This is a genomic window from Desulfobacter curvatus DSM 3379, assembly GCF_000373985.1.
GTDB classification, from domain to species: Bacteria; Desulfobacterota; Desulfobacteria; order Desulfobacterales; family Desulfobacteraceae; genus Desulfobacter; species Desulfobacter curvatus.
On sequence record NZ_KB893053.1, the window covers coordinates 23,031 to 46,240 of the forward strand.

At 49.6% G+C, this 23,210-nt stretch carries 23 protein-coding genes; 10 read left to right on the top strand and 13 right to left on the bottom strand.

The genetic code is table 11. The annotated features are described in order from the left end of the window. Window positions 1-34 precede the first annotated feature (34 nt). From folP to B147_RS0111305, 4 genes are read left to right on the top strand one after another with little or no spacing between them, the layout of a single operon-like run. Window positions 35-907, top strand: a complete 873-nt coding sequence (gene folP / locus B147_RS0111290) for a dihydropteroate synthase (RefSeq protein WP_020587306.1) — start codon at window positions 35-37, stop codon at window positions 905-907. After that, complete coding sequence (locus tag B147_RS0111295) at window positions 900-1,862, top strand: CdaR family protein (RefSeq protein ID WP_020587307.1); 963 nt, start codon at window positions 900-902, stop codon at window positions 1,860-1,862. Before folP ends, B147_RS0111295 begins: the two co-directional genes overlap by 8 nt. Before the next feature lie 18 nt (window positions 1,863-1,880). Beyond that, a complete protein-coding gene (locus B147_RS0111300; RefSeq protein WP_020587308.1) occupies window positions 1,881-2,648 on the top strand; it encodes a type III pantothenate kinase in 768 nt (255 codons plus the stop codon). Window positions 2,649-2,708: 60 nt separating this feature from the next. Further along, window positions 2,709-4,187, top strand: coding sequence for a substrate-binding periplasmic protein (locus B147_RS0111305; RefSeq protein ID WP_020587309.1), 1,479 nt, complete (start codon window positions 2,709-2,711; stop codon window positions 4,185-4,187). A gap of 132 nt (window positions 4,188-4,319) precedes the next feature. Here the strand turns inward: B147_RS0111305 and B147_RS28205 are convergent, their stop codons facing one another. The 10 genes from B147_RS28205 to B147_RS0111355 all read right to left on the bottom strand — a co-directional run bounded on the left by B147_RS28205 (window position 4,320) and on the right by B147_RS0111355 (window position 15,059). Beyond that, window positions 4,320-6,605: an esterase-like activity of phytase family protein gene (locus B147_RS28205; protein ID WP_020587310.1), complete on the bottom strand. Its 2,286-nt coding sequence runs from the start codon at window positions 6,603-6,605 to the stop codon at window positions 4,320-4,322. Between the two features lie 280 nt (window positions 6,606-6,885). Beyond that, the gene (gene pyrE, locus B147_RS0111315; protein ID WP_020587311.1) at window positions 6,886-7,557 is read right to left on the bottom strand and encodes an orotate phosphoribosyltransferase; all 672 of its coding nucleotides are present in this window, start codon (window positions 7,555-7,557) and stop codon (window positions 6,886-6,888) included. An 11-nt stretch (window positions 7,558-7,568) separates the two neighbouring features. Further along, on the bottom strand, window positions 7,569-8,405 hold the full coding sequence (locus B147_RS0111320; protein ID WP_020587312.1) for a dihydroorotate dehydrogenase electron transfer subunit: 837 nt from the start codon (window positions 8,403-8,405) through the stop codon (window positions 7,569-7,571). Next, complete coding sequence (locus tag B147_RS0111325; RefSeq protein ID WP_020587313.1) at window positions 8,402-9,310, bottom strand: dihydroorotate dehydrogenase; 909 nt, start codon at window positions 9,308-9,310, stop codon at window positions 8,402-8,404. Before B147_RS0111325 ends, B147_RS0111320 begins: the two co-directional genes overlap by 4 nt. Before the next feature lie 9 nt (window positions 9,311-9,319). Then, window positions 9,320-10,531 (bottom strand): NADH:ubiquinone reductase (Na(+)-transporting) subunit F, encoded by a 1,212-nt coding sequence (nqrF, locus tag B147_RS0111330; RefSeq protein ID WP_020587314.1) that lies wholly within the window; start codon window positions 10,529-10,531, stop codon window positions 9,320-9,322. Window positions 10,532-10,543: 12 nt separating this feature from the next. Then, window positions 10,544-11,152 (bottom strand): NADH:ubiquinone reductase (Na(+)-transporting) subunit E, encoded by a 609-nt coding sequence (nqrE, locus tag B147_RS0111335; RefSeq protein ID WP_020587315.1) that lies wholly within the window; start codon window positions 11,150-11,152, stop codon window positions 10,544-10,546. A gap of 9 nt (window positions 11,153-11,161) precedes the next feature. After that, a complete protein-coding gene (locus tag B147_RS0111340; protein WP_020587316.1) occupies window positions 11,162-11,797 on the bottom strand; it encodes an NADH:ubiquinone reductase (Na(+)-transporting) subunit D in 636 nt (211 codons plus the stop codon). Window positions 11,798-11,816: 19 nt separating this feature from the next. After that, a complete protein-coding gene (locus B147_RS0111345; RefSeq protein ID WP_020587317.1) occupies window positions 11,817-12,566 on the bottom strand; it encodes an FMN-binding protein in 750 nt (249 codons plus the stop codon). Next, window positions 12,559-13,722, bottom strand: a complete 1,164-nt coding sequence (locus B147_RS0111350; protein ID WP_020587318.1) for an NADH:ubiquinone reductase (Na(+)-transporting) subunit B — start codon at window positions 13,720-13,722, stop codon at window positions 12,559-12,561. The genes B147_RS0111345 and B147_RS0111350 overlap by 8 nt, the downstream gene beginning before the upstream one ends. Further along, window positions 13,722-15,059, bottom strand: coding sequence for a 4Fe-4S dicluster domain-containing protein (locus B147_RS0111355; protein ID WP_020587319.1), 1,338 nt, complete (start codon window positions 15,057-15,059; stop codon window positions 13,722-13,724). The genes B147_RS0111350 and B147_RS0111355 overlap by 1 nt, the downstream gene beginning before the upstream one ends. 328 nt (window positions 15,060-15,387) lie before the next feature. Between B147_RS0111355 and B147_RS0111365 the strand changes: the two genes are divergently transcribed. Then, the gene (locus B147_RS0111365; RefSeq protein WP_020587321.1) at window positions 15,388-15,771 is read left to right on the top strand and encodes a hypothetical protein; all 384 of its coding nucleotides are present in this window, start codon (window positions 15,388-15,390) and stop codon (window positions 15,769-15,771) included. A gap of 95 nt (window positions 15,772-15,866) precedes the next feature. Here B147_RS0111365 and B147_RS0111370 read toward each other — a convergent pair whose 3' ends face one another. Next, window positions 15,867-16,397 carry a peptidylprolyl isomerase gene (locus B147_RS0111370; RefSeq protein WP_020587322.1) on the bottom strand — a complete coding sequence of 177 codons (531 nt, stop codon included), beginning with the start codon at window positions 16,395-16,397 and terminating at the stop codon, window positions 15,867-15,869. Between the two features lie 215 nt (window positions 16,398-16,612). Here B147_RS0111370 and B147_RS0111380 point away from each other — a divergent pair, with 215 nt between their 5' ends. After that, a complete protein-coding gene (locus tag B147_RS0111380; protein ID WP_020587324.1) occupies window positions 16,613-17,821 on the top strand; it encodes a M24 family metallopeptidase in 1,209 nt (402 codons plus the stop codon). A gap of 129 nt (window positions 17,822-17,950) precedes the next feature. Here B147_RS0111380 and B147_RS0111390 read toward each other — a convergent pair whose 3' ends face one another. Continuing rightward, the gene (locus B147_RS0111390; protein WP_020587326.1) at window positions 17,951-18,571 is read right to left on the bottom strand and encodes a TetR/AcrR family transcriptional regulator; all 621 of its coding nucleotides are present in this window, start codon (window positions 18,569-18,571) and stop codon (window positions 17,951-17,953) included. Window positions 18,572-18,742: 171 nt separating this feature from the next. Between B147_RS0111390 and surE the strand changes: the two genes are divergently transcribed. From surE to B147_RS0111410, 4 genes are all read left to right on the top strand, one after another. Further along, window positions 18,743-19,492: a 5'/3'-nucleotidase SurE gene (surE, locus tag B147_RS0111395; RefSeq protein ID WP_020587327.1), complete on the top strand. Its 750-nt coding sequence runs from the start codon at window positions 18,743-18,745 to the stop codon at window positions 19,490-19,492. Then, window positions 19,493-20,659, top strand: coding sequence for an MFS transporter (locus B147_RS0111400; RefSeq protein ID WP_020587328.1), 1,167 nt, complete (start codon window positions 19,493-19,495; stop codon window positions 20,657-20,659). Window positions 20,660-20,669: 10 nt separating this feature from the next. Continuing rightward, window positions 20,670-21,560 (top strand): DUF4438 domain-containing protein, encoded by an 891-nt coding sequence (locus B147_RS0111405; RefSeq protein ID WP_020587329.1) that lies wholly within the window; start codon window positions 20,670-20,672, stop codon window positions 21,558-21,560. A gap of 80 nt (window positions 21,561-21,640) precedes the next feature. Then, window positions 21,641-22,480 (top strand): hypothetical protein, encoded by an 840-nt coding sequence (locus tag B147_RS0111410; RefSeq protein ID WP_020587330.1) that lies wholly within the window; start codon window positions 21,641-21,643, stop codon window positions 22,478-22,480. Between the two features lie 171 nt (window positions 22,481-22,651). Here B147_RS0111410 and B147_RS30265 read toward each other — a convergent pair whose 3' ends face one another. Continuing rightward, window positions 22,652-23,209, bottom strand: coding sequence for a hypothetical protein (locus B147_RS30265; RefSeq protein WP_020587331.1), 558 nt, complete (start codon window positions 23,207-23,209; stop codon window positions 22,652-22,654). Window position 23,210: the final 1 nt, after the last annotated feature.

Genomic DNA, 23,210 nt, shown 5'->3' on the forward strand with positions numbered 1-23,210 from the left:
GACTTTTCGTTCAATCACTAATTAGGACATTGTATTGACCACCACATCCTTTACACTTGAATTTGGCCGCTTCAAATTGGATTTGGGTCCAAGGGCCTGTATCATGGGTATCCTGAACACCACACCGGATTCCTTTTCAGACGGGGGGAAATACACCACTCTGGATAAAGCCCTGACCCGGGCCCAAGAGATGGTGACGGCAGGCGCCCATATTCTGGACATCGGTGGAGAATCTTCCAGGCCGTTTTCCGAACCGGTGAGTGAACAAGAAGAGCTTGACCGGACCATCCCTGTCATTGAGGCAATTGCAGACCGGATTGATATTCCTATCTCCATTGACACGGTGAAAGCAAAGGTGGCGAAAGAAGCCCTTGCCGCAGGTGGCTCCATCATCAATGACATCTCCGCTTTTGAAAAAGACCCCGGCATGGTGGATGTGGCCGTGGAGACCTGTGCCCCTGCTGTTCTCATGCACATGAAAGGCACCCCGGAAACCATGCAGGTGAATCCAAACTATGATGATCTCATGGGTGAAATCATCACCTATCTGCAAGAACGGGTTAATTTTGTGCTTGAAAAAGGCATGGCACCGGAAAATATTATCCTGGACCCGGGCATAGGGTTTGGTAAAACCGTTGCGCACAACCTTGTTCTGATCAAGGAGCTCCACCAGCTCACGGCATTAGGCTATCCGGTACTCATGGGCCCGTCCAGAAAAACCTTTATCCGGAATGTGCTGGCTAATGTGTCGGGCAAAAAGACCGGGCCCAGGGATGCCGGCACCGAATACGGGACCCTGGCTGCTTGTGCAGCATCCTTGATGAACGGCGCACACATCATCCGGGTCCATGATGTTGAAGCGGTGTGCGCATTCTCACACATCATTGACGCCATCAGGAATGCTTAAGCGCAGCCGGATATCTTCATTTTTTCCTCCGGCCGTCCCAATATCTGTTGCGGCTGCGGTCATAACGATTATTATTTTTGCCGCCTGCACCCAGGAACCCCGGGAAACAAACCTGCTTCTACCTGTGGATTATGCCAATGTTCCGGATGATATGATTTTGACCAATTTTCACACGGATAAAATCGAAGTCAGGATCAAATGCCGGCCCAAACACATTGAAAAACTGGCAGAAAGAAGTCTGGTCTATCCTGCGGACATCTACACCGACCTGGCCTTTGACCCGGCAGGCGGTACGGATGCCATTGAACCGGGACGCTATCTGCTACCTGTGGATAAAACCCGAATTCCTCTGGGACGTTTTGCTTCCATTGTTAAAATCACGCCCTCCTATTTAAACATCCGCCTGGAAAAAAAAGTAACCCGGGTCTTCAAGGTGACGGTTCCGTATATCGGAGAAACGGCCAAGGGGTATATGGCGCTTTCACCGGTGTGTGAACCTGCCACCGTGGCCCTGACCGGTGCAAAATCCCTGATCAATCGAATTGAACAGCTCTCCACCAAACCCGTGGATCTGACCAATGCCAATGAAAATTTTAAAAAGGAAGTTCCCCTGGACCTTGACCAGCCGGAACTGTTCACGGTTGCCCAGTCCATATTTGTGGTGTCCGTGCAGGTTCAGCCGCTCACCGGGATCCGAACCATTGAACAGATTCCAATAGAGCTTCAAAATCGGCCCGGTAAAAAAATCAGCATTGAACCGTCAACCATTTCCATTGACCTTAAAGGTCACCAGGAAAATTTGAACAACACGACCCTGACAAACAAAATTCATGCGTTTATGGATCTTGCGGGGCTTAAACCCGGGGTATATGCCCGGCACGCCTGTATTGACATCCCCGTGGAGCTGGTCATGACCAATGCCTCACCCCGGGTATTTACCGTTAAAATTGAATAGACACCAAAGGAAAAAAACATGCTGCTGGTAATAGATGTGGGCAATACCAATACGGTGATCGGCGTTTATGAGAACGACAGGTTGAAGCAGGACTGGCGTATCAGAACCATCAGGGAAACCACGGCCGATGAGTTCAATATCCTGGCCCGGGCTCTGTTTGCCGACAAAGGCATCCAACTCACCAACATCACAAAAATAGTCATATCCTCCGTGGTACCGTCGTCCGTGAGGATATTAAACGCGTTTTGCGAACGCTATCTGGGTATTACACCATTGTGGATCAATGCAAAATCCGTAAAAGGGCTGATGCCCATTCTCTATTCCAACCCCAACGAAGTGGGTGCAGACCGCATTGTCAATGCCGTGGCAGCCTATGAAAAATATAAAAAGGCACTGATCGTCATTGATTTCGGCACAGCAACCACCTTTGATGCCATCTCGGAAAAAGGTGAATACCTTGGCGGCGCCATCTGTCCCGGCGTGGTGATCTCATCGGAAGCACTGTTCCATAGAGCATCGCGCCTGCCCCGGGTAGAAATGCTCAAAGCACCGGAAAGGGTGATCGGTAATGACACCATTGAGAGCATCAAGTCCGGCATCATTTTCGGCAACGCAGCCATGGTGGACGGTATGGTGGACCGGATGAAACAGGAAATGAAGACCACGCCCATGATCATTGCCACGGGCGGACTTTCCCCGCTCATTGCCGAAGTATCCAATGCCATTGAATCCGTGGACTTGGCCCTGACCCTGGATGGTCTTAAAATCATCAGCCGGGCATTATAATTTATCCCAGCCCTTTACTTTGTGACGGGTACGCTAAAATAAAAGGCTCTCGATAAAGCAATGGCAATCATAAAAGCAGTTTTTATACTGTGGATCAGTCTTGTTTGTTCTCTTTTTCCCTTGGCTGCCGACGGGTCCGCGGCACAGGAAAAGGTCGCGGCTCACCGGCCGTTGGAACATATTGACAGGGAACCCATTGTTTTTGCGATGTCTAATCTCGGATGCGGTATGTGTAACCGGGCCATGGAACTATGTTATAAGGAGGCCTTTTCCAGACTGGGTTATACCTTTGCCTACAATCTGTATCCGCTGAAACGCTCCCTTCCGGAATCCAATGCCGGACGGATTGATGGAGAATGTGCAAGGGGCTGGATGACCCCGGCTTTGCAAAAAGAATATCCCAATCTGATACAGGTAAAAGAACCCATATGGGAAAGTCACCTCTGTGTTTATTCCACAAGTGCGGATATTCGGGTGGATGGATGGCAGGACTTAAAAAAATATGAAAATATCGTTATCGGATTCAGCAAAGGCGGCGGCTATCTTGATCGGATGGTTCGACAGTATCGTTCAAAATCCCAAGCGTTCTATGGCGCAATGAATTATACCCAGGGTCTGCGGATGCTTGTATCGAAAAGAATCGAGATGTTTCTGGGATTCTCAGATGCCATTGACAGCATTCTCAAGGAAAAAGAATTCAGGCATAAAGATATATACAATGCCGGTTCTTTAGGAACCCTGCCCTTTTATCCCTATCTGAACAAAAAATATGCCCACCTGGCAGAACCCCTGGCATCAGTACTGGAACAGATGAAAAACGAACATCTCATAGACAAATATGTTCTTAGGGCCCAGAAGGAAGTATTTGGCCCGGCCCGGAAAATCACGATCAGTACAGGACTTCGGCCACCCCAAACACCATCCCGGAATTTTGAGCCCTCCTTTTCCAACAAAGTGGAAGACATCGTGACCCGGGCATTTGCATTGGAAAACTACCAGGTCTCCTTCATTTTCAGATCCAGGCTCAGCGCCTTTAATATGGCAAAGGACGGTCTGGTTGACGGCACGATTCTCTGGAAAAAAACCCAAAGCCGAAATGATGATTTTTATTTCAGTACCCCCCTCATTGCGGCAGACATTGTTTTTTTTCATCTGAAATCCAACAAATTTGACTGGCAGCAACTTGATGATCTGGGGCGCTACAGGGCAGGTATTGTTGAAGGGATGCGCTATGAGGATCTTTTTGATGCCGCAATTTTTTCAGACCGGCTTTTGTCACAGACAGCAGAAAACGAGGAAGCCAATTTCAGAAAACTGATTTCAGGTGAGATTGATTATATGCCTGTTATTTTAGAAAGCGGATATGACACCATAAAGGAAATTTTTCCAAAGAAAACTGCAGCCTTGTTCACCCACCACCCAAAACCTTTGATACGGCAAAATTTTTACCTGATTTTATCAAAACAGATAAAAGAAAATCAAAAAATAATTGCTGATTTTAACCATGGGCACCATTCTCTTCGACAGTCTGCACCATAGATTTTAGCCTCTTTGCAGTCAAAAATGTCCCCTAAACAAACCGAGCCGGCAAATTCGCCGACCCGGTTAACTCTATCTTCTTCTGTCTAAAGCGCAGTATCTTTTACCGGTAGGCCCCAAAAAGGATAAAACTCAGGGCTTTTTCCAGAGGCCAAGACGCAGGAACAAGGTTTCACCCGTAGCATCGTCCACACCGTCGTTATCGGTAACCGCATAAACCATGCCGTTGGCTGCCACAGCCAGACCTTCAAGTTTCTCAGCAGTCCAGATACTTGCATGGGTCATCTCCGGCACAAGATTCCAGAGCAGCGTTTTGTCAAGGGTGACCAGTCCTTCTGAGTCGTTCCAGGTACGGAATTCGGTAGAGGCAAGGTCAACGCCATACACAGCTTTAAGCTCGGCATTATTCCCCGTGCTCAGTCCCCAGCCCTTGTCACGCTCGATAACCGCAAAGGTCCCGTCAGGCAGAAGGGTCAGTTCGGACAGGCCAATCCAGCCGCCGTCTCCTTCCTTTTCCAGGGGATAGTAGGCAAATGACCAGGCATCATTGGCCACATCATAACGACCGATTTTGGTGTTTACTTTTTTGGTGTCTCCGCTGTCCGGCCAGGCGCGTTGAATCGCCACATAAATGACTTCTGCGTCGACTTCGCCGGTTACGGCAATCCCTTCAAAACCGTTTTTAAGGGCTTGGGATTCCAGATCCGAGGGCAGCTTCACTTCTTTTATGACCGCACCTGTTTCAGGGTTCACCTTGAGGATCAGGTTGGGACGGTCGGCGGCGTCGCCCTCGCTGCCCAGCCAGAAGTTGCCGTCAGGGCCAACAGCAACACCTTCAAGATCAAGGCTTTCACTTGCGCCCGTAACCGGCATACGGTCAACGATTAAGGCTGGTTTCCTGGAAACGTCAATGGTGTAAATAAATCCTTGGGCAAGAAAGGAATCACTTACCGCATAAAGGATATCCGGATTTTCAGGATCACCGGCAAGACCTGACAGGGCTACCCAGGGAATAGGTGTGTCGTTGTCGCCAGTGGCAGAAGAGATCATGGGATAGGCGGGGTCTCCTTTTTTAAGCTGGTAGATATTGATCATGGTCGGAATCCCGTCATCAGCCACCTCTGTCTCAGTGGAAGCGACAAAAAGATTGCGTTTTGGAATGGCTTTCAGCCCCTCTGGACCGATACCCGTGGGCAGCACCTGCAACGCTTTGGGCTCATCAGAGTTACTCACATCGTAAACACCGACAGCATTACAGCGCTCGGAACCCACAAAGAGCAGGGTCTGATTTTTGCCGTAAACACCGACTTCAACAGCCTCGGGTTCACAACCTTTGTTTTCCGAACGGCCTTCATTGTAATGGCCCATGGAGGCCAGCCACAGTTCAAAAGATTCCCCGGATTCATAGACAACTGACCCCGCGGTATTAAAAATGGTAAATCCGCGGCTGCCGCCCTCTTCACCGTTTTCATCTTCGTAGTCGCCTTCATTGGCCGTTGCAAAGGTATTATTATTGATCCAGGATACGGCATCGGGCTCCGCACGCTTTTCGATCCGGCTGTTAAATTCGATGAGGTCATTTTCCTTGGTGTCAACATTGTTCAAAACCACCTTCCCGGCAGAAAAATTGTTGACGGTCTTGCCGGTGACAAGGTCTACAATGGCCAGATGATTATTTTCCTGGAAAGAGACCACAGCCTGGTTGCGGCTGTTGATGTCCACATACTCAACTTCCAGGTCCGTGCCTGAAAAAGCCGTTTCTTTCACATCAGAAAAATCGGCTTCGGTGATTTTCCAATTTTTGGCAGGCCCTCGAAGATCAACGATCAGCAGGGTGCCGGACGGCAATTGGGGAATAATCCCGTTGTTAAGGTCTTCATTCCGTTCATTTTCGATAACAATGGCGGCGCGTTTGTGATCCGGGGCCAGGGCAAGAGAGTCGGGCTGACCGTCCAGTTCATGCACGGCAACAATCTGGCGAGTATTGCGGTGAACCACCACCAGCTGACCGGAAGGATTGTCATAGCTTTCAGAGGTATTAACGCCCACCAGCACCAGGGGATCAAGAACCACAAGGCTGGTCGGCTCACCGCCGACGGTTACGGTACCCTGGCCGACCGGATTGGCCGGATCAGAGATATCCACAAAACCGATGGCGCTATTTTCGCCGTCAGTATACACTAGCTGTTTGCCGTCAGTGGTGACGTCAACAATTTCAGCAACCCCGGAACCGTTGCCTGCCATGACATCAAATGTGCCGACATGCCGGAACAGCTTCTGGGATGCACGATGCTGTTGATGGTGGTGGTGCTTTTGATGGTAGTGCTTGTTTTGCGTTAATCCATGGCCGTGGGCAAAAACCGCAGCCGGACACAGGCCCAGAATGAGCCCTGCTGCTACAACGGCAAGCTTTTTCATTGTTCTTCTCCTCCGTTTTGGGTTGTGTGAATCAAAAATAATCCCGGGAAAGGGAAAATTGTTTCAATTTAGGGACTCGGAAACAACCCCGAAGCAATAAACAAAAAATGTTACTATGGCATTAGCGTTGGATTTTAAAACTGTTGGAAAAAAGAAAGGGCATATTCAATAGATACTCTTTTTAAATAGGCATTGCACCTGAGGGCCTGGCTTTGAATGGTTACTTTCCCGGGATTTTTGTATTTTGATTATGAATTTTAAACCATGGGCTGAATTAACTTCAACTCTCTGCACCATAGGTTTTCAGATAGTTTTCGATCTTTGCTTTCATTGGGTCATCCAAAACAATTTTGCCGGCGATTTCCCGGTTGTGGAGAAACTCAATGATCTCCCGTATGGTCACAATGGCAAAAATGGGAATACCAAGGGTATCTGCCACCTCTGCCAGGGCATTTTTGTCTGTTTTCCCCTTTTCCTGGCGGTTCACGCTGATAATAATGCCGCACACCTGGGGATTGCTGCAGCCTTTTAGAATTTCCAGGGATTCCCGGATAGCCTTGCCCGAAGTGATGACGTCATCCACCAGGATCAGCCGGGTGTCGGAGGTCAACGGCATGCCCACCACAGCACTTTTATCGGCATAGGTTTTGGCTTCCTTGCGGTTGAACACATACCCCTTGTCAATGCCCATGTCAGCCAGGGCGCAGGCTGCCGTGATGCACAAAGGAATACCCTTGTATGCAGGTCCGTAAATCCCGTGAAAATCTTCTTTAAAATGGGCGTCAATAGCCCTGGCATAATAGGTGCCTAATTTTTTAATCTTTGATCCGGTATCAAACATGCCGGTATTAATAAAATAGGGGGCAATTCTACCGCTTTTCAGCTCAAACTCACCGAACTTCAGGGCATTGCACTGCACCAGAAACTCAATAAATTCCTCTTTATAATTCATTCTTTTTCCTTTTACTGGCAGCGCCAGGCTGCATACTCATTTAACGGCACCGGTCTGCCGGTTTTCAACAGTGCCCGGGTATTAAAATCCGCCATGGTTCTCAACATCTTTGAGCCAAACACCGGCCCGTCTTTACACACCACGGCATGACCGCAGACACAGGCCCCGCACACGCCGAACCCGCATCTCATATACCGTTCCAGGGAGACCTGGCAGGGGATGCCGTGGGCTTCACAAACTTCAAACACCTTTGCCATCATGATTTCCGGACCGCAGGCATAGACCATATCAAAACCAGGGGCGGAAGCCGCTGACAGTTCTTCTATTTTCCGTACCAGGATATCCGTCACAAATCCTTTATACCCTTTTGATCCGTCATCGGTACAGATTTCGGCTTTTGCCGTGAACCGGTCCGGGTAGAGTAGAAAAGACTTGGACCGGGCTCCCTGGATCAGCAGAACCTCAGGCCCGTTATTGGCCTGAAAAGCCTCCACAAGGGGGGCAAGGGGGGCCATACCGCAGCCGCCGGCCACAACGGCAACCCGTTTATGACCGATTCCCATATTAAATCCATTGCCAAAGGGCCCACGAATACCGATTTTATCACCAGGTCCAAGGGAGACAGCTTTTTTTGAAAAAACACCCTTGGCTTCCACGGTAATGCCGAAGCGGTCCGGACTGTGATGGGAAATGGTATAGGGTTTTTCATCCACACCGGGAATCCACACCATGATAAACTGGCCCGGTTTAAAGTCAATGGACTCATTGATATAAAGGGTGGCAAACTCCGGACTGTGAACGTCCTTGTCCGCCACCTTGACCATGGCGGGCAGCAACTGCGTAATCATAGGGCCTCCCTGTGGGCTGCACCCCGGATCTCTTCCATGGTGGTGCCGTGGGCCGCCAGCCAATCGTCGATCTCTTTATTTACCTTATCAAACACGGTGATACCCCGGTACCTCACGGCTGTGCCAATTCCCACAAGGGTCGCCCCTGCCATGATGATCTCTATGGCATCTTCTCCCGTACTGATGCCGCCCAGGCCAATAATGGGAATGGATACGGATCGAAAAATATCGTACACACAGCGCACGGCAATGGGTTTGATCATGGGACCTGAAAGCCCGCCCTTTTTAAAGGCAAGCACAGGCAGCCGGGACTCAATGTCAATCACCATGCCCGGCCCGGCCGTATTAATGGCGCAGATGGCATCGGCACCGGCATCCTCGCACGCCTTTGCAATGGCTGCGATATCCGGGGCTGCCGGCGTCAGCTTGGCAATCAGGGGCACATGAATTACTTTTTTAACCGCGGCCACAACATCATGGGAAGATTGGGCATTCACCCCGAAAATCATGCCGTGTTGATCCGAATTGGGGCAGGAGATATTCAGTTCAATAAAGTCCGGCTTCTTTGCAGAAACAAACTCCGCCACCCGGACAAATTCATCCACGGACCCGCCGTAGATGCTGGCGTTTACGGGAAAGTCCCGGTCCGACAGTTCCTGCCACTCCTCTTCCATGTTCAAGTAGCCCGGCGAAGGCAGTCCCACGGCATTGATCATGCCGTTGCCAAGGTCAATGACCGTTGGATTTTTATGGCCCTCCCGGGGGGCGGGTCCAATGGACTTCATGGTGGGAAGCCCGCACCCGTTTTCCCAGACCCTTTCTAAAATGGCTTTATTGTTGCCGAGCACACCTGATGCCAGCACCAGGGGGGTGTGCAGGATTTTCCCTAAAAACGAAGTTTGCATCCAATTCCTTTAAAACTTGTCATAAAATATCATATCATCTTCCACACCCATCTCGTAAAGGCTATCAATAACCGAATCAATCATGGGCGGCGGACCGCACAGGTAATACTCAATCTCAGCCGGATCTTCATGGGTACTTAAGTATGTCTCCACAAGATAGGTGTTGATAAACCCGGTCCGGCCGGTCCAGTTGTCTTCTGGTTCGGGGGCGGACAAGGCCACATGGTAGGAGAAATTGGAATATTTTTCCACAAGTTCTTTAAAATCTTCGTCGTAAAACATCTCTTTGATGGATCTGGCCCCGTACCAGAAGGAGATCTTACGGCCGGAATTAATACCGTCCAGCTGGTGCAGAATATGGGAACGCAAAGGCGCCATACCGGCGCCTCCGCCGATAAAACACATTTCCCGGTCCGTATCCCTTGCCATGAAATCCCCGTAAGGGCCTGACACCATCACCCGGTCCCCGGGTTCAAGCCCGAACACATAGGAGGAACCAAATCCCGGAGGAATGCCTTCGGTGCCCGGCGGCGGCGTTGCAATGCGTACGTTGAGCATGAGGACCTCTTTGTCATGGGGTGGATTGGCCAGGGAATAGGCCCTGAATCCAGGCTTTATCCCTTTGGAGGTCAGCTCTAAAAGATTATACTTTTTCCATTCACTGACATACTTGCTTGCAATATGAAAATCTTTAAAATCAATTTCATATTCGGGCACATCAATCTGAATATAGGCCCCGGCCTTGAAATCAAAGGGGTCGGAAGGACGCAGCACGAGTTCTTTGATAAACGTGGCCACATTTTTATTGGACACCACTTCAGCATCCACCTTTCTAATGCCGAAAATGGATTCAGGTACCTCAATGGAAAGGTCTTCTTTGACTTTAAGCTGACAGGAGAGACGAATCCCTTCTACTTTTTCTTTCCGGCTTAAATGCGACAGCTCTGTGGGCAGCACACTGCCGCCGCCCTCAAGGACCTTGCACCGGCACATCCCGCAGGACCCGGACCCGCCGCAGGCCGAGGGCAAAAAGATCTCTTTACCCGCCAGGGCAGACAAAAGCGTGGGATTGCCCGAAATAGTCAAAGCCTCGTCGGCCTTACCGTTGATGGTCACCACATGTTCTCCCTTTGTGGTCACTTTTGCCTCCACAAACAGAAGCACCATAACCAGAACACCGATAACGACGGTAAACACCACAATGCTGATAATATAAATCAAAGATATGCCTCCTTATAATGTAATTCCTGAAAACATCATAAAGGTCATGGCCATCAATCCGGCAATGATCATAGTAAACCCGAACCCTTGCAAACCGTCTGGCACTTCCGAATACCGGGCTTTTTTGCGGATAGCGGCCATGGTGACAATGGCCAGCATCCAGCCGGTGCCGGAACCTGCGCCAAAAATGATAGATTCCATGAAGGTATAATTTCGCTCCACCATAAAAAGACTGGTGCCCAAAATGGCGCAGTTTACGGCAATCAGGGGTAAAAACACTCCCAGCGTCGCGTAAAGCTCAGGCGAATACCGGTCAATAACCATCTCCACGGCCTGGGTAAGGGCGGCAATCACGGCAATAAAAGTAATGAATTTTAAAAAGCTCAGGTCAAGATCGGGAAGTCCCAGCCAGGACATAGCGCCCGGGGCCAGAAATCCGTGATAGATCATCCAGTTGACCGGGCATGTGACAGAAAGCACAAAAATAACGGCAAACCCCAACCCTGCCGCAGTATCCACATTTTTGGACACCGCAATAAAGGAACACATCCCAAGGAAATAGGCCAGAAGGATATTGCCGATAAAAACGGAATTGATAAACAGACTGAATAGATCGCCCATGACAGCTCCTTATTTTTTTTGGCTTGATATGCCGGGCAAAGAATTTTTCAGCCACACCAGAAGGCCGATGACAAAAAAGGCGCCCGGGGCCAGCACCATCAGCCCCATATTCTGGAAACCAAGATCATATAAAAAGCCCGGGACCACCTGGAATCCTAAAAATTTCCCCGACCCCAGAAGCTCCCGGATAAAGGCCACCACCACAAGGATCAGACCATAACCCAGACCATTGGCAATGCCGTCCACAAAAGAATCAATGGGATCATTGGCCAGGGCAAAGGCTTCGGCACGGCCTAAAACAATGCAGTTGGTGATAATCAGCCCCACAAAAATGGAGAGCTGTTTGGAGATGTCATAAAAATAGGCTTTAAGCACCTGGTCTGTAACGATCACCAGGGTGGAGATAACGGCCAGTTCCACAATGATCCGGATGTTGGAGGGAATGATCTTTCTCATGGATGAGATAATCATGGATGAGCAGGCGGTTACAGCGGTCAGGGCCAGGGCCATGACAACGGCCGTGGACATCTTCACGGTTACGGCCAGGGCTGAACAGATCCCGAGCACCTGGTAGGCCACGGGGTTCTGGCTCCACAGGCCCTTGATCAGAATGTCCTGGTATTCACTTTTGGATTTAAGCTTCATGGTTCACCTTTTGCATATTTCAGTCATGGGATGGATCTCCATCTTTCGCTTTTAATTGTTTCTGCCGGAAGGTCACCGATACCCCCTCGTATTTCATCAGGGTATTTTTAATGCCTTCGGACAGATACCGGCCTGTCAGGGTGGCCCCGGAGATACCGTCCACATAATTTTTCTGTTCATCTTTGGGCAGATCACCGGCTTTTCCCTTGGCAATGCCGATGGAGACAAATTTATTCTGGGAATTAAGGATCTTTTTACCCTTGAAATTCTTCTGGAACCAGGCACTTTCAATCTCCCCACCCAGGCCCGGGGTTTCAGAATGGCTGAACACGGAAAATCCCGATACGGTCTGCCCGTCATTCTCAAAGGCCAGGTACCCATGAATTTTTCCCCACAGCCCCCGGGTATTGATGGGTACGATATAACCGGAAATATCCTTTAAGTCATGACTGTTCCCAGCGCCCTGTGCATGGACAAAATACAAATGCATGCCGTCGGGGTTTTCAGTTTCCATAATTTTTCCCCGGTGGTCCACAACCACCTCTTCAATGCGCTGGTCATAAAGGGTGTTAATGGTGTCTTTCCCAAGCTTTTTGCCGGCATCCACAAGGCCTGCGGCTCTGAGCAGGTTCACTTTTTTGTCCAGGGCCATGTTCTCCTGCTGCCGGTCCCTAAGGCCCGTTGCCGCCGCCGTAATCAAAAGGCTGCACACCACGGACAGGACAAGGGCAAAAAGGATGACATGGGCTTTTGAGTTTTTCTCAAACATTGGGTATCCTCTTTGATGATTTATACTTGAGTACCAGGTGGTCCAGCAGAGGTGCAAACACGTTCATAAACAGGATGGCCAGCATCACCCCTTCCATAAACGCAGGGTTGCCCACCCGGATGATCACGGTTAAAAAACCAATGGCAGCTCCGAAAATCCAACGCCCCGGGTTGGTACCCGGCGCGGAGACCGGATCCGTGGCCATAAAGATAATGCCGAACAAAAATCCACCGGCACACAAATGGTAAAGGGGACCGGCATTGGACCAGGTACCCTGCCTCCCGGGGATCAGGTAGACAATAATACCGGTGATGACAAGCCCTGCAATGCCGCCGATAATGATCCTGTAATTGGCAATACGGGTCACCATGAGAATGGCGGCACCGATCAGGCAGCAAAGCGCGGACGTTTCCCCCACACTGCCCGGCACAAATCCAATGAAAAGTTGCCCCAGGGAATAACCGGCATTGGAAAGGGATGCGGTGATGGACTGCCCCCCGGCACCCGTCACGGAAAGCGCCGTGGCCCCGGTTACGCCGTCCACCAGATGCTTGCCCGCCACCCATACATCCCCGGACATGGAGACCGGGTAGGAAAAAAACAGAAAGGCCCGCCCGGTCAGTGCCGGGTTAAGAATATTGCGGCCCGTTCCACCAAACACCTCCTTGCCGATCACCACCCCGAAGGAAATGCCAAGGGCCACCTGCCACAAGGGGATGGTGGGGGGCAGGGTCAAGGGGAAAAGCAGTCCTGTGACAAGAAGTCCTTCGGATATCTTATGTCCCCGGATGACTGCAAAGAGAAACTCCCAAACAAACCCCACAGCATAAGAAACAATAATTATGGGCAACACATACCAGGCACCAAAAAGAAAGCATTGGATCACAGACCAGGCTTCTCCGGCCCCGATGCCGGCCTGGTAGCCGGTATTGTATATCCCGAAAAATGTTACCGGCAATAGTGCCAGGATCACAATACTCATGTAGCGCTTCAGGTCCAGATGGTCCCGGACAAAGGGCATAACATTAATTCTCTGGGAAGGCAGAAAGAAAAATGTTTTTGTGGCGTCCCAGACAGGTTCAAACTTCTTATACTTCCCGTCTCCGGTAAACAAGGGCTTTGTATCATCAAAAAACTTTTTTAACGGATTCTTCATTATTTGTCCTTGTAATAGGCGTCCATGGCGTCCGAAAGTATCCGGGTCAGTTCAATCTTTGATGGGCAGGTAAATGAACACAGCCCGCATTTGCAGCAATCCATGAGTCCAAGCGCCAATGCGTCTTCAAGTTCACCGGCATGTAGCGCCTTCATGATAAAAGAGGGCATAAGATCATTGGGACAGATCCGTTCGCAATAGGAGCAGTTAATGCAGGCCCGTGCTTCCCCGTGAAGGGTGCAGTCCATTTTTGCCGGGCGCCGGAACAGGGAAGACAAAAAGGTAGCCGATACCGTGGGCTTGTCAAGGCCCGGCCGGACAAACCCAAACATCTCTTCCCCAGGCCCGGCCTCAATGATATTGACCGTATTTTCAAAAAAACCGATATGGGCATCCATTTCCAGAATCCGGCCATTGAAGCGGCCTGTGGTGGCAATACTATTCCCAGGCATTTTTCCGGCCAGGGCAGACAACGGCATGCCCTGGCGGACCCGCATATGGGGCTTCCGTTCGCCGGGCTGGGTAATGGTGACGATTTTCTCAACCGGATACCGCCCGGATAGTAAAAAACGGCCTATCATGACCAGATGATCCAGACGGATACACCAAGCGCTGTTCTCCGCCGCCTGTTTCTTGATCTGATAGAGCACGGCACCGGGGTGCCAGGCCGGATAGATGTCCGGGGCGGTATGGGTGATCTGGTCCGAAACTGAACTGCCCAACGCTTGGATACCTTCCAGGCTGCTTTCCCGGCAGACCACGGCAAGCCGATTTGAAAACCTGCGCAAAACCGCCATGCCCGCTTCAAAGGCACTAATGTTATCTTGAAGGATGAAATTGGGGCGCGGCGAAAAGATGTCATTGCCGTCCATGGCCACAATAATTACGGCGGGAGAATGATCGGGATTTGCGAAATCCAGGGCAGGAAACTGGCGCAAGCTCTGCCACAGGCCGCCTTGTTTCAGGGCCGTCACAAGCGCATCCCGGGGCATGCCCGCGATGCCGTCCAACGCAACCGGATCATATTCAACATACTCATCTTCGGACTCAATGGCGATCACCACCTCCATCAAGCGCCGCCGGGGCCCGTAAACAACCGTTTCCACCTGGCCGGTTCCCGGAGAGACATACTGTATGGTCGTATCCCGCTTATCTGTGAACAACGGCTGGCCGGTTTTAACGTGCCACCCCTCTTTAACCAGCAATTTAGGCCGAATATGCGGTATATCCCCGGCACAGCACCCTAAACTGGACGGCAGGGCCAGGTGCGCACAACTCAAATCGGGCTGTTCAGCCACATTCAGGTCAAACCCCCGGGAAATTTTTAACGTTTTCATTTAATTATTTCCATTTTTATGACTGGCAATGAACAGAATATAGACATTTTTTACGAATGGACACCCGTTACGGAAGCCCCTTCTCTCTTTTAAGTTTTCATTGTACCAGATACCGAAGCAAGATCAAATGGTTAAGCGACAGCTTTTTAAATTTAATACAAAGGGCGTTCCAAACCGTATAATCCAATGGAAGTGGTATCAAGCTGGAGACAAGTTACATGCAATTAGCCCGGATTTCCAGGTTTATCCCTTGATTTTCCCGCATGAAAAGAATAGAAGAGAAATCTGATCTAATGAACATACTGGCAATAAAAAAGGATAGAGAAAAATGGTTCAAAAAGATTTTGACAGCATACTCACCCAGGACTTTTTAGATGAGCTGTTGCCGCCGGAAAGAAGTGATCAGTTTTTTGATGCGTTGTATGGTGATGCCTCAGAAGGCGCCTATGACATTAGGCTGGAGCCTATCAGCATTTCCGGCAGCCGGATTGTCCTTGCCTTTAATCTGCTGCGCCGGCCGGACAAATGCCTGGTGTGCAGCCTGACATACGGACTGCCCAATGTATTTACCCGGCACCCCTTGATCAATATCAACGGCATGATTGAAAAAATCAAAGAAGCCGGAATTCCGGCGAAAAACTGGCGTTTGGGGGATACTGAGGAAAATTCCGCGTCCCTTCATATTATCCCTTTGTACATTGACCTGGACTGATAACCGAACATTAGAGACAAAACCGCTGAATCAAAAATAAAAGACCTTTTGCCGCATGATCAAGCAGCAAAAGGTCTTTTTGTTTAAAGGCGAATTTAAGCTTTGGGAAGCTTGGGAAAGGACTTATTCAAAGTTTTATTCCATTCATCCAGTTTGGGTTTAACTTTTTTGAACACAGAACCCACATTGCCTTTGATGGTGATGCTTTCAATGGTATCTCCCTGGGTAATACTGTTGACCACATCCTGATCGGCCTGGCTGACAACAGCCCCGAATACCGTGTGCATACCGTCGAGATGGGGCGTGGGCACATGGGTAATAAAAAACTGGCTGCCGTTTGTCCCTGGACCGGCATTGGCCATTGACAGGATGCCGGGTTTATCATGTTTGAGATCTTTTTTGAATTCATCTTCAAATTCGTAACCCGGGCCGCCCATACCATTGCCGTAAGGACATCCGCCCTGGATCATGAAATCGGCAATCACACGGTGAAAGGTTAAACCGTTATAATATTCCCGTTTGGCAAGGTTTACAAAATTCCCCACGGTATACGGGGTCTTGTCTGCAAAAAGCGTAATGTTAATGGTGCCTTTTGAAGTTTCCATAACTGCTGTCAAATCTGCCATATTTTTTCTCCTGAAAATTAAAAAATTTATTTGAAGTTAATATAAAATCGCCGGATGTCAAACATAAAAAAAAGAAAAACCACCAAAACCGTTACCAAAACAGCGGTTCCGGTTGTCGGTATGTTGCCCTTTATCCAAACCCTTTGAAAATCTAGAATATACTGATAAAGTAAACAAGTAACTTCAAGTGCGATAAACAACATAATTGAGAAAAAATGATAGACAAACTTTTGCCCCTGGATTTGACCCCTGAAGCAGAAATCAGCCGGCGGATACAAACTCTGAAAAAAAAGATGGCCCAGGCCGGCGTGGACGGGGTATTTCTGACCCACAGGCCTGATTATTACTACTTCAGCGGCTCGGGCCAGGATGCCTGGCTATACGTGGCCCTGGACCATGAACCTCTTTTATTCGTAAAAAGATACCTTCCCAGAGCGGTTGCCGAAAGCCCGCTGGCCCAGATTGTCCCGGTGCATTCCGTCACGGAAATCCCCCAAATCATCAAGGACACACACGGCGGTTTTGCAAAAACCATGGGCATCGCGTTTGACCTTGTTCCGGTCAGGGATTTCAAATTTTATCAGTCGTTGTTTTTTGGTTGTACCTGGCAGGATGCCACGCCGCTGATCATGTCCTGCCGGGCTATAAAGTCAGAATATGAACTTAGCCTTATGCAGGATGTGGCAAAAATATCAAACCGGGTGTTTGACTTTATCGCCGGAAACCTTGAACCCGGCACCCGGGAAACAGACCTTGCCGGCCGCATTGAGGCCTTTGCCAGGACCCAGGGCCACTCGGGCCGCCTTCAGACGCGCCATTACAGATCCGTTGGGTTTACCTTCCATATCATGGGAGGGGAAAGCGGGGGGCAGTCCGGGGCGCTTGATTCCCCGGTATGCGGCACCGGTATGTACACGGCCTATCCCTTTGGTGCAGGCACCCGGGTGATTGAAAAAAATGATCCCGTACTCATTGATCTGGGCACCATGGCCTTTGGCTATCACATGGATGAATCCCGGATGTTTGTGGCCGGAAAAATGGACAGCCAGGCCGATGCGGCAAGCCAGGCAGCCATTGACATTCTTTTCCATGTCAAGGAGGCCATGAAGCCTGGTGTTGCCATGAAAACGATTTTTCAAAGATCCGTGACCATGGCGGACAAACTGGGATACGGGGAACAATTTTTAGGTCTTCCCGGATTAAAATCCAAATTTTTAGGTCATGGCATTGGTCTCGAACTGGTGGAAGATCCCATTATCTCAAAGGGGCGAAGCACAGTACTTGAACCGGGAATGGTGTTTGCCGTGGAACCGAAATTCATTTTTAAAGACCGGTTTGCCGCAGGCATAGAAAGCGTGATCCAGATAACGGAAACCGGCAGCCGTTTTCTGAGCCTAGTCCCCAATAAGGTCTTCGTGGTTTAAATATCGCCTCTTTCCTGGGCCATAGTCAGATATGTTTCAAATATTTCACTATCTGTGGCACTGATTTTGTAGAAGTCAAAAAAGATGTAAAACAGCTTTACCGGGAACAGCAAAGCAGGACGGTGGTTTTCAGGACTGATCCCGATTTAATGCTGATTTGCAATTTAAAATTTTCAAGGTGGTATTTTTGAAAAAGTCGGCAACTTCCTTAATAAGCTCCGGATCATCCAGTGAATTTTTCACAATACCGAAGCCCTCGGACAGGGCAAAAATTTTAGCGGAGGCTCTCTTTTTGTTTTCTACACTGGCAAGCCCCGTCTCTTCCCATCCTGCGATCTCTTCAATGCCGAACTCAATGAATTTAAGCATCATGTCCCGGATTCTTTCTCTGATATTCTCATCCCTGAATCCCATGGCGTAGCAGGACCAGAACACCGCATCCCGCTGGGGCCAGGTGCCGCTGGCGTCAAAAAGGATTTCCAGCAGGGTATCCATTCTCTCCTTGGGGCTGGTGAGCGTCTCCAGCTCCTTGAGATAATTATTCATGGAAGTTTCATAAAGAAAATCTACCATTTCCATGATCAGACCTTCTTTGCTTTTGAAGTAATGAATAAGCAGACCTGAATTGACGCCCATACGTTTTGCGATTTTACCGATGGTCATACCCTTAAAGCCTTCTTCTTCCACAACCTTGTAGGTATGTCTTAGTATTTCAGGTTTTCTGATATGCGATATGCTTTTTCTTCCCATGAATTCCTTTGCCTTTTTTTATTGTTTATATGCTAATCAATTTATAATATATAAGGGCGTAGCCTTTTTTTGTCAATTTTTATTGCAGTTGTCTCCCCTTTTATGTTTTATCAACACAAGCGCAAAAAATTTTTTTAAGCGCGCAAATCTGCAACAGGAACCAAACAAGCTATGAAAATATTAGTGACAAATGACGACGGCTACCAGGCCCCGGGCATTCGTGCCCTGTTCAATGCCTTAAAATCAGACCATGAGGTGACCCTGGCTGCCCCGGACAGGGAGAAAAGCGCCGTGGGGCATGGTATCACCCTGCACACGCCGCTGAAACACCAGAAAGTGCGCCTGGGACACAGCGACTTTGGCCATGCGGTTGCCGGAAACCCGGCCGACTGCGTCAAACTGGCCCTGTTTGATATCTGCGACCAGAAACCGGATCTTGTGATTTCAGGTATCAATGCCGGGTCCAACACCGGGGTAAACATCAACTATTCCGGTACCGTAGGCGCGGCCCGGGAAGCGGCCATTAACGGAATTCCCGCCATTGCCGTATCCATCCAGTACGGTGATGGTATGGACTTTCAGGGCATGGCAAGCTATACGGCTTCCATTCTGGATAAAGCCATGGCCCTGGATCTTCCCCCGGGGGTTTTCCTGAACATCAATGCACCGGCCATTTCCTTTGACCGGATTGCCGGAACCCAGGTAACATCCCAGGCGGATAACAACCTGATCAATATGTTCGAACGCCGCCAAAATCCCAGGGACCTGACATACTACTGGTACGCCGGTATGGAGCAAACGGTGCCATGTGAAGGTTCTGATGACAGTGCATTGCATAAAAACTTTATATCCATCACACCGCTGCAGTGCGACATGACGGCCCATGCAGCCATGGATGTGGTCGCAAAGGCTGATTTTTAAATGACAATACCAGATAAAAATTCGGTACAGACGTCCGAATTTCAAGCGTCCAGGGTCACCACCATTGCATTTGCCCATTTTGTCCATGATATTTACACAAGCTTTCTGGCCCCCCTGCTGCCCCTGATCATTGAAAAGCTTTCCATCACCCTGAGCCAGGCAGGTCTTTTATCCACGGTCATGCAGATCCCATCCCTGGCCAACCCGTTCATCGGTTTGTTTGCAGACAACAAAGGGCTGGCCCGGTGGCTGGTTATCCTGGCCCCGACCCTGACTGCCATTCCCATGAGCCTCATCGGCATTGCCCCGTCCTATGGTATGCTGCTGGTCCTGGTCTTTGTGGCCGGCATCTCGGTATCCCTTTTCCATGTCCCGGCGCCGGTGGCGGTGGCAAGGTATTCGGGCAAATTCAAAGGCCGGGGCATGAGCTTTTTCATGACCGGCGGCGAGCTTGCAAGGACAATGGGCCCCATCCTTGCCGTGGCTGCGGTATCTTACCTGGGGCTGGCCCAATTCCATTTTGTCCTGGCTTTGGCTCTGGCCACCTCCGTGCTGTTATTCATAACCCTGGAACCCTCCCAGGAACCTGTAAAAGCAAAGCGGCGGGGATCTTTAACCCAAGCTTACAAAGAAATCCGGCATGTGCTCAATCCCCTGGCGGGCATCCTTTCGGCCCGGGCCATGATGCACGGTTCCATGGGCATGTTTTTGACAGTATATGTGGAACAGGCCACCGGTTCGTTGTGGATGGGCGGCACGGCACTGACCCTGTATGAGGCCACAGGCGTTGCCGGCATCCTTTCCGCAGGCACCTTGTCCGATCGCCTGGGGCGAAGGCGCGTGCTGTTCTGGGCATTGACCGTAGCGCCTGTAACCATTTTATTGTTTGCCACAACCACAGGTGCCGTCCAGGTGATTTCGCTGCTGATAACAGGGTTCACCGTATTGTCAACCACCCCCGTAATGCTGGCCCTGGTCCAGGAGAATGCCAAAAAAAGTCCAGCAGCCGCCAATGGTCTTTTCATGATGCTCTCCTTTGCCGTCAGATCCATAGCTGTTGTGGTGGCAGGGGCCCTTGCCGACGCATTCGACCTGGAGAGGATGTTTATCATATCCGCCCTGGCAGGCTTCACGGCAATTCCGTTTCTCATTAAATTAAAAAAATAAGGTATATATCATGTTAAAAACAAACAAAGATAAAGTGGTTGAAATGTTTCTGGCCTGCAAACCCGGCATGCCCCGGGCAGGGGCCGGCTGGAAAGTAGACCATAAGGGAAATCCATTTCTTCTGCCCGGCATCGGCGGCATCACCCTCAATGTCCAGGCCGGGGATCCGGCATTTGGCTTGGCCGGTGACCATATCGAACCCGGGGTATCCTGCACGGCCAATATGGAAAAACCAAATGATTTCCCCAACAACACCTTGCAGCTGTTCTCTTGTGTGGGCAACCAGGCGAAAATTATTTCCGGGGACGCCCAGGGAGACACCGGTGTCGTCATTGGCCACCACGGCGGTTCCGAGCATGTGATTGTAGAGTTCCCTCGGAAAACCAAGGAAAAGATGAGCTATGAAGACAAGATCCTGATCCGGGCCAAAGGTCAGGGGCTAACCCTGACCGACTATCCTGATATCAAACTGTTTAACCTGGACCCGGAACTGCTGGGAAAGATGAATATTGTTGAAACCGGCGCAGGGGTTCTCCAGGTACCGGTGACTACCATTGTGCCTGCGCCCTGCATGGGATCAGGTGTTGGCCGGGCCCATGTGGGGGCAGGTGATTATGATGTCATGACTTCGGATCCCGAAACCGTGAAAAAATACAACCTGAACAAAATCAGGTTCGGGGATTTTGTGGCCCTGATGGACCATGACAATTCCTATGGCAGGGCCTATGTCCAGGGCGCGGTCTCCATTGGTATTGTGGTACACTCGAACTGCCTGCTGGCCGGTCACGGCCCCGGCGTCTCCACGTTGTTGACCTGTGCAACCCCGCAGATTGAACCTAAAATTGACCCCTCTGCAAATATCGCCGATCTTCTCGGGATAGGCAGTGCCGCCGACAGATAGGAATAACGATTCGGCCTATAATCAGCATATACCTGGTCTGGGGCCTTGGCACACTTGGATTCCAAGCCCTGGGCCGGATATTGCCGGAAGCGGCCCGGCCCGGGTTTAATTATATCATCATTGTGGGCCTGATTGTCTGCCTGGCCTGGATGACCCGGATTTATCAAAGACAAATTGAACCGGCCATCGGCACAAACACTGCCCGGCGTCTGTCCTGGATAGGCGCTTTGACCCTGATCTTTATAATACTCTACCTGCCGGTGGGCCAGGCAGGTTTGAAAAACAATATCGTTACAGCCTTGTCCACGGCAACCCTGGTGCTTTTAGCCTGTGTGGCAGCTCACTGGCTGGTCATCCCCCTGAAGCGGCCGTCTGAATTTATTCCCATCGGCATGGCCGTGGCATTGTCCGACATATTCAGTGTCTTTTCAGGCCCCACCCGAAATTTTGCAGAAGATATTTCCGACTATTACCGGGAAGGTATGACAGGCCCGGTGCCCCTGGTAGATTTTTTCCTGGTCAAAATGCCCATGCCCGGCAATGATTATTTCATGCCCATATTCGGTGTCACCGACTGGGTCGTGGTGGCCCTGCTGTCCGCAGGCGCCCTTCGGTTCGGCATGAGCGACAATATATTCAGCCTTGCCGGATCAAAACAAAGGCAAAACAAATCCCGGGCATTTTTCCCTGTGGCCGCTATCGGCCTGATTCTCTCAATTGTAACGGCAAGATCCATGAACCTGTATCTGCCGGCCCTGCCCTTTATCGTCATTGTTTTTCTAATCGCCATGGCAGCAAAATATCCCGCAGTCCGAAAACTTGGACCAGAAGAAATCCGGGCCATGATTGTTGTAAGTTCCCTGATGTGTGTACTCATGGCCGTATTTACCTTTATAAAAAATGGTATTGGAGCCGGGTGAATTTTTTCCGAAGAGTATACTTTTTGAATTGAGAGAGGCACAAAAATCAAAAAGGGGTTACGAAAAATTTTACGTAACCCCTTGATTTTTTTGTCTGATTTTTAATAACAGCCATGGCCGACCTGATCTTTCACCAATTAAACTATGCACATTTTAGGCAAAAATTAAATATTATGAATACGCCTTTATGGCGTCTTTCTCAATATCGATTGGGAGACCCACTCTCATAAAATATCGAGCAAATGCTTGAGAAAGGTGTTCTCTATATGGTGGTAGCAACCGCAATCTTGTTGTTCTATTTTTGGCTATTTGTTTTATGTATTTTTTTGGCAATGAATAGATCCGATGAAAATCAACAATTGAAAAATCTAATTTGATTTTATCTGAGGTATATTCGCCTAATAAATGATAGGCGGGCTCTTTTCCTTGCCTTAAACTTTCTCTGGCCTTGCTCGCTTTAAAATATGAATTTGTTTCTATCAAAGTACTAAGGGGCCATATGGGGCATAACACAACAGAATCAATTTTATCGTGCTCGATATCACAGGCTTGAGTTAAAATTATTATATCCGCAGTCTGTAAATCTATACTCGACTCTATTTCTTCAGCTTCATCAAGAATAGCCTGAAACAGATTTTCATCTGGAGAAGGGATCGGGCATTCAAAAATTATATCTCCTTGCGTAATAGAATCAGAGTCATGAACCTCTTTGTACCATGGGTAATTCATA

What these genes read in the sequence shown, in the direction of transcription:
- B147_RS0111340 (WP_020587316.1), bottom strand. Translation starts at nt 11,797, where the DNA reads ATGAAGCTTAAATCCAAAAGTGAATACCAGGACATTCTGATCAAGGGC.
- B147_RS0111355 (WP_020587319.1), bottom strand. Translation starts at nt 15,059, where the DNA reads ATGAAAACGTTAAAAATTTCCCGGGGGTTTGACCTGAATGTGGCTGAA.
- B147_RS0111320 (WP_020587312.1), bottom strand. Translation starts at nt 8,405, where the DNA reads ATGATTACGCAGTTGCTGCCCGCCATGGTCAAGGTGGCGGACAAGGAC.
- B147_RS0111305 (WP_020587309.1), top strand. Translation starts at nt 2,709, where the DNA reads ATGGCAATCATAAAAGCAGTTTTTATACTGTGGATCAGTCTTGTTTGT.
- B147_RS0111300 (WP_020587308.1), top strand. Translation starts at nt 1,881, where the DNA reads ATGCTGCTGGTAATAGATGTGGGCAATACCAATACGGTGATCGGCGTT.
- B147_RS0111345 (WP_020587317.1), bottom strand. Translation starts at nt 12,566, where the DNA reads ATGTTTGAGAAAAACTCAAAAGCCCATGTCATCCTTTTTGCCCTTGTC.
- B147_RS0111390 (WP_020587326.1), bottom strand. Translation starts at nt 18,571, where the DNA reads ATGGGAAGAAAAAGCATATCGCATATCAGAAAACCTGAAATACTAAGA.
- B147_RS0111295 (WP_020587307.1), top strand. Translation starts at nt 900, where the DNA reads ATGCTTAAGCGCAGCCGGATATCTTCATTTTTTCCTCCGGCCGTCCCA.
- pyrE (WP_020587311.1), bottom strand. Translation starts at nt 7,557, where the DNA reads ATGAATTATAAAGAGGAATTTATTGAGTTTCTGGTGCAGTGCAATGCC.
- nqrE (WP_020587315.1), bottom strand. Translation starts at nt 11,152, where the DNA reads ATGGGCGATCTATTCAGTCTGTTTATCAATTCCGTTTTTATCGGCAAT.
- B147_RS0111370 (WP_020587322.1), bottom strand. Translation starts at nt 16,397, where the DNA reads ATGGCAGATTTGACAGCAGTTATGGAAACTTCAAAAGGCACCATTAAC.
- B147_RS0111325 (WP_020587313.1), bottom strand. Translation starts at nt 9,310, where the DNA reads ATGCAAACTTCGTTTTTAGGGAAAATCCTGCACACCCCCCTGGTGCTG.
- B147_RS28205 (WP_020587310.1), bottom strand. Translation starts at nt 6,605, where the DNA reads ATGAAAAAGCTTGCCGTTGTAGCAGCAGGGCTCATTCTGGGCCTGTGT.
- B147_RS30265 (WP_020587331.1), bottom strand. Translation starts at nt 23,209, where the DNA reads ATGAATTACCCATGGTACAAAGAGGTTCATGACTCTGATTCTATTACG.
- surE (WP_020587327.1), top strand. Translation starts at nt 18,743, where the DNA reads ATGAAAATATTAGTGACAAATGACGACGGCTACCAGGCCCCGGGCATT.
- B147_RS0111350 (WP_020587318.1), bottom strand. Translation starts at nt 13,722, where the DNA reads ATGAAGAATCCGTTAAAAAAGTTTTTTGATGATACAAAGCCCTTGTTT.
- B147_RS0111405 (WP_020587329.1), top strand. Translation starts at nt 20,670, where the DNA reads ATGTTAAAAACAAACAAAGATAAAGTGGTTGAAATGTTTCTGGCCTGC.
- B147_RS0111380 (WP_020587324.1), top strand. Translation starts at nt 16,613, where the DNA reads ATGATAGACAAACTTTTGCCCCTGGATTTGACCCCTGAAGCAGAAATC.
- B147_RS0111365 (WP_020587321.1), top strand. Translation starts at nt 15,388, where the DNA reads ATGGTTCAAAAAGATTTTGACAGCATACTCACCCAGGACTTTTTAGAT.
- B147_RS0111400 (WP_020587328.1), top strand. Translation starts at nt 19,493, where the DNA reads ATGACAATACCAGATAAAAATTCGGTACAGACGTCCGAATTTCAAGCG.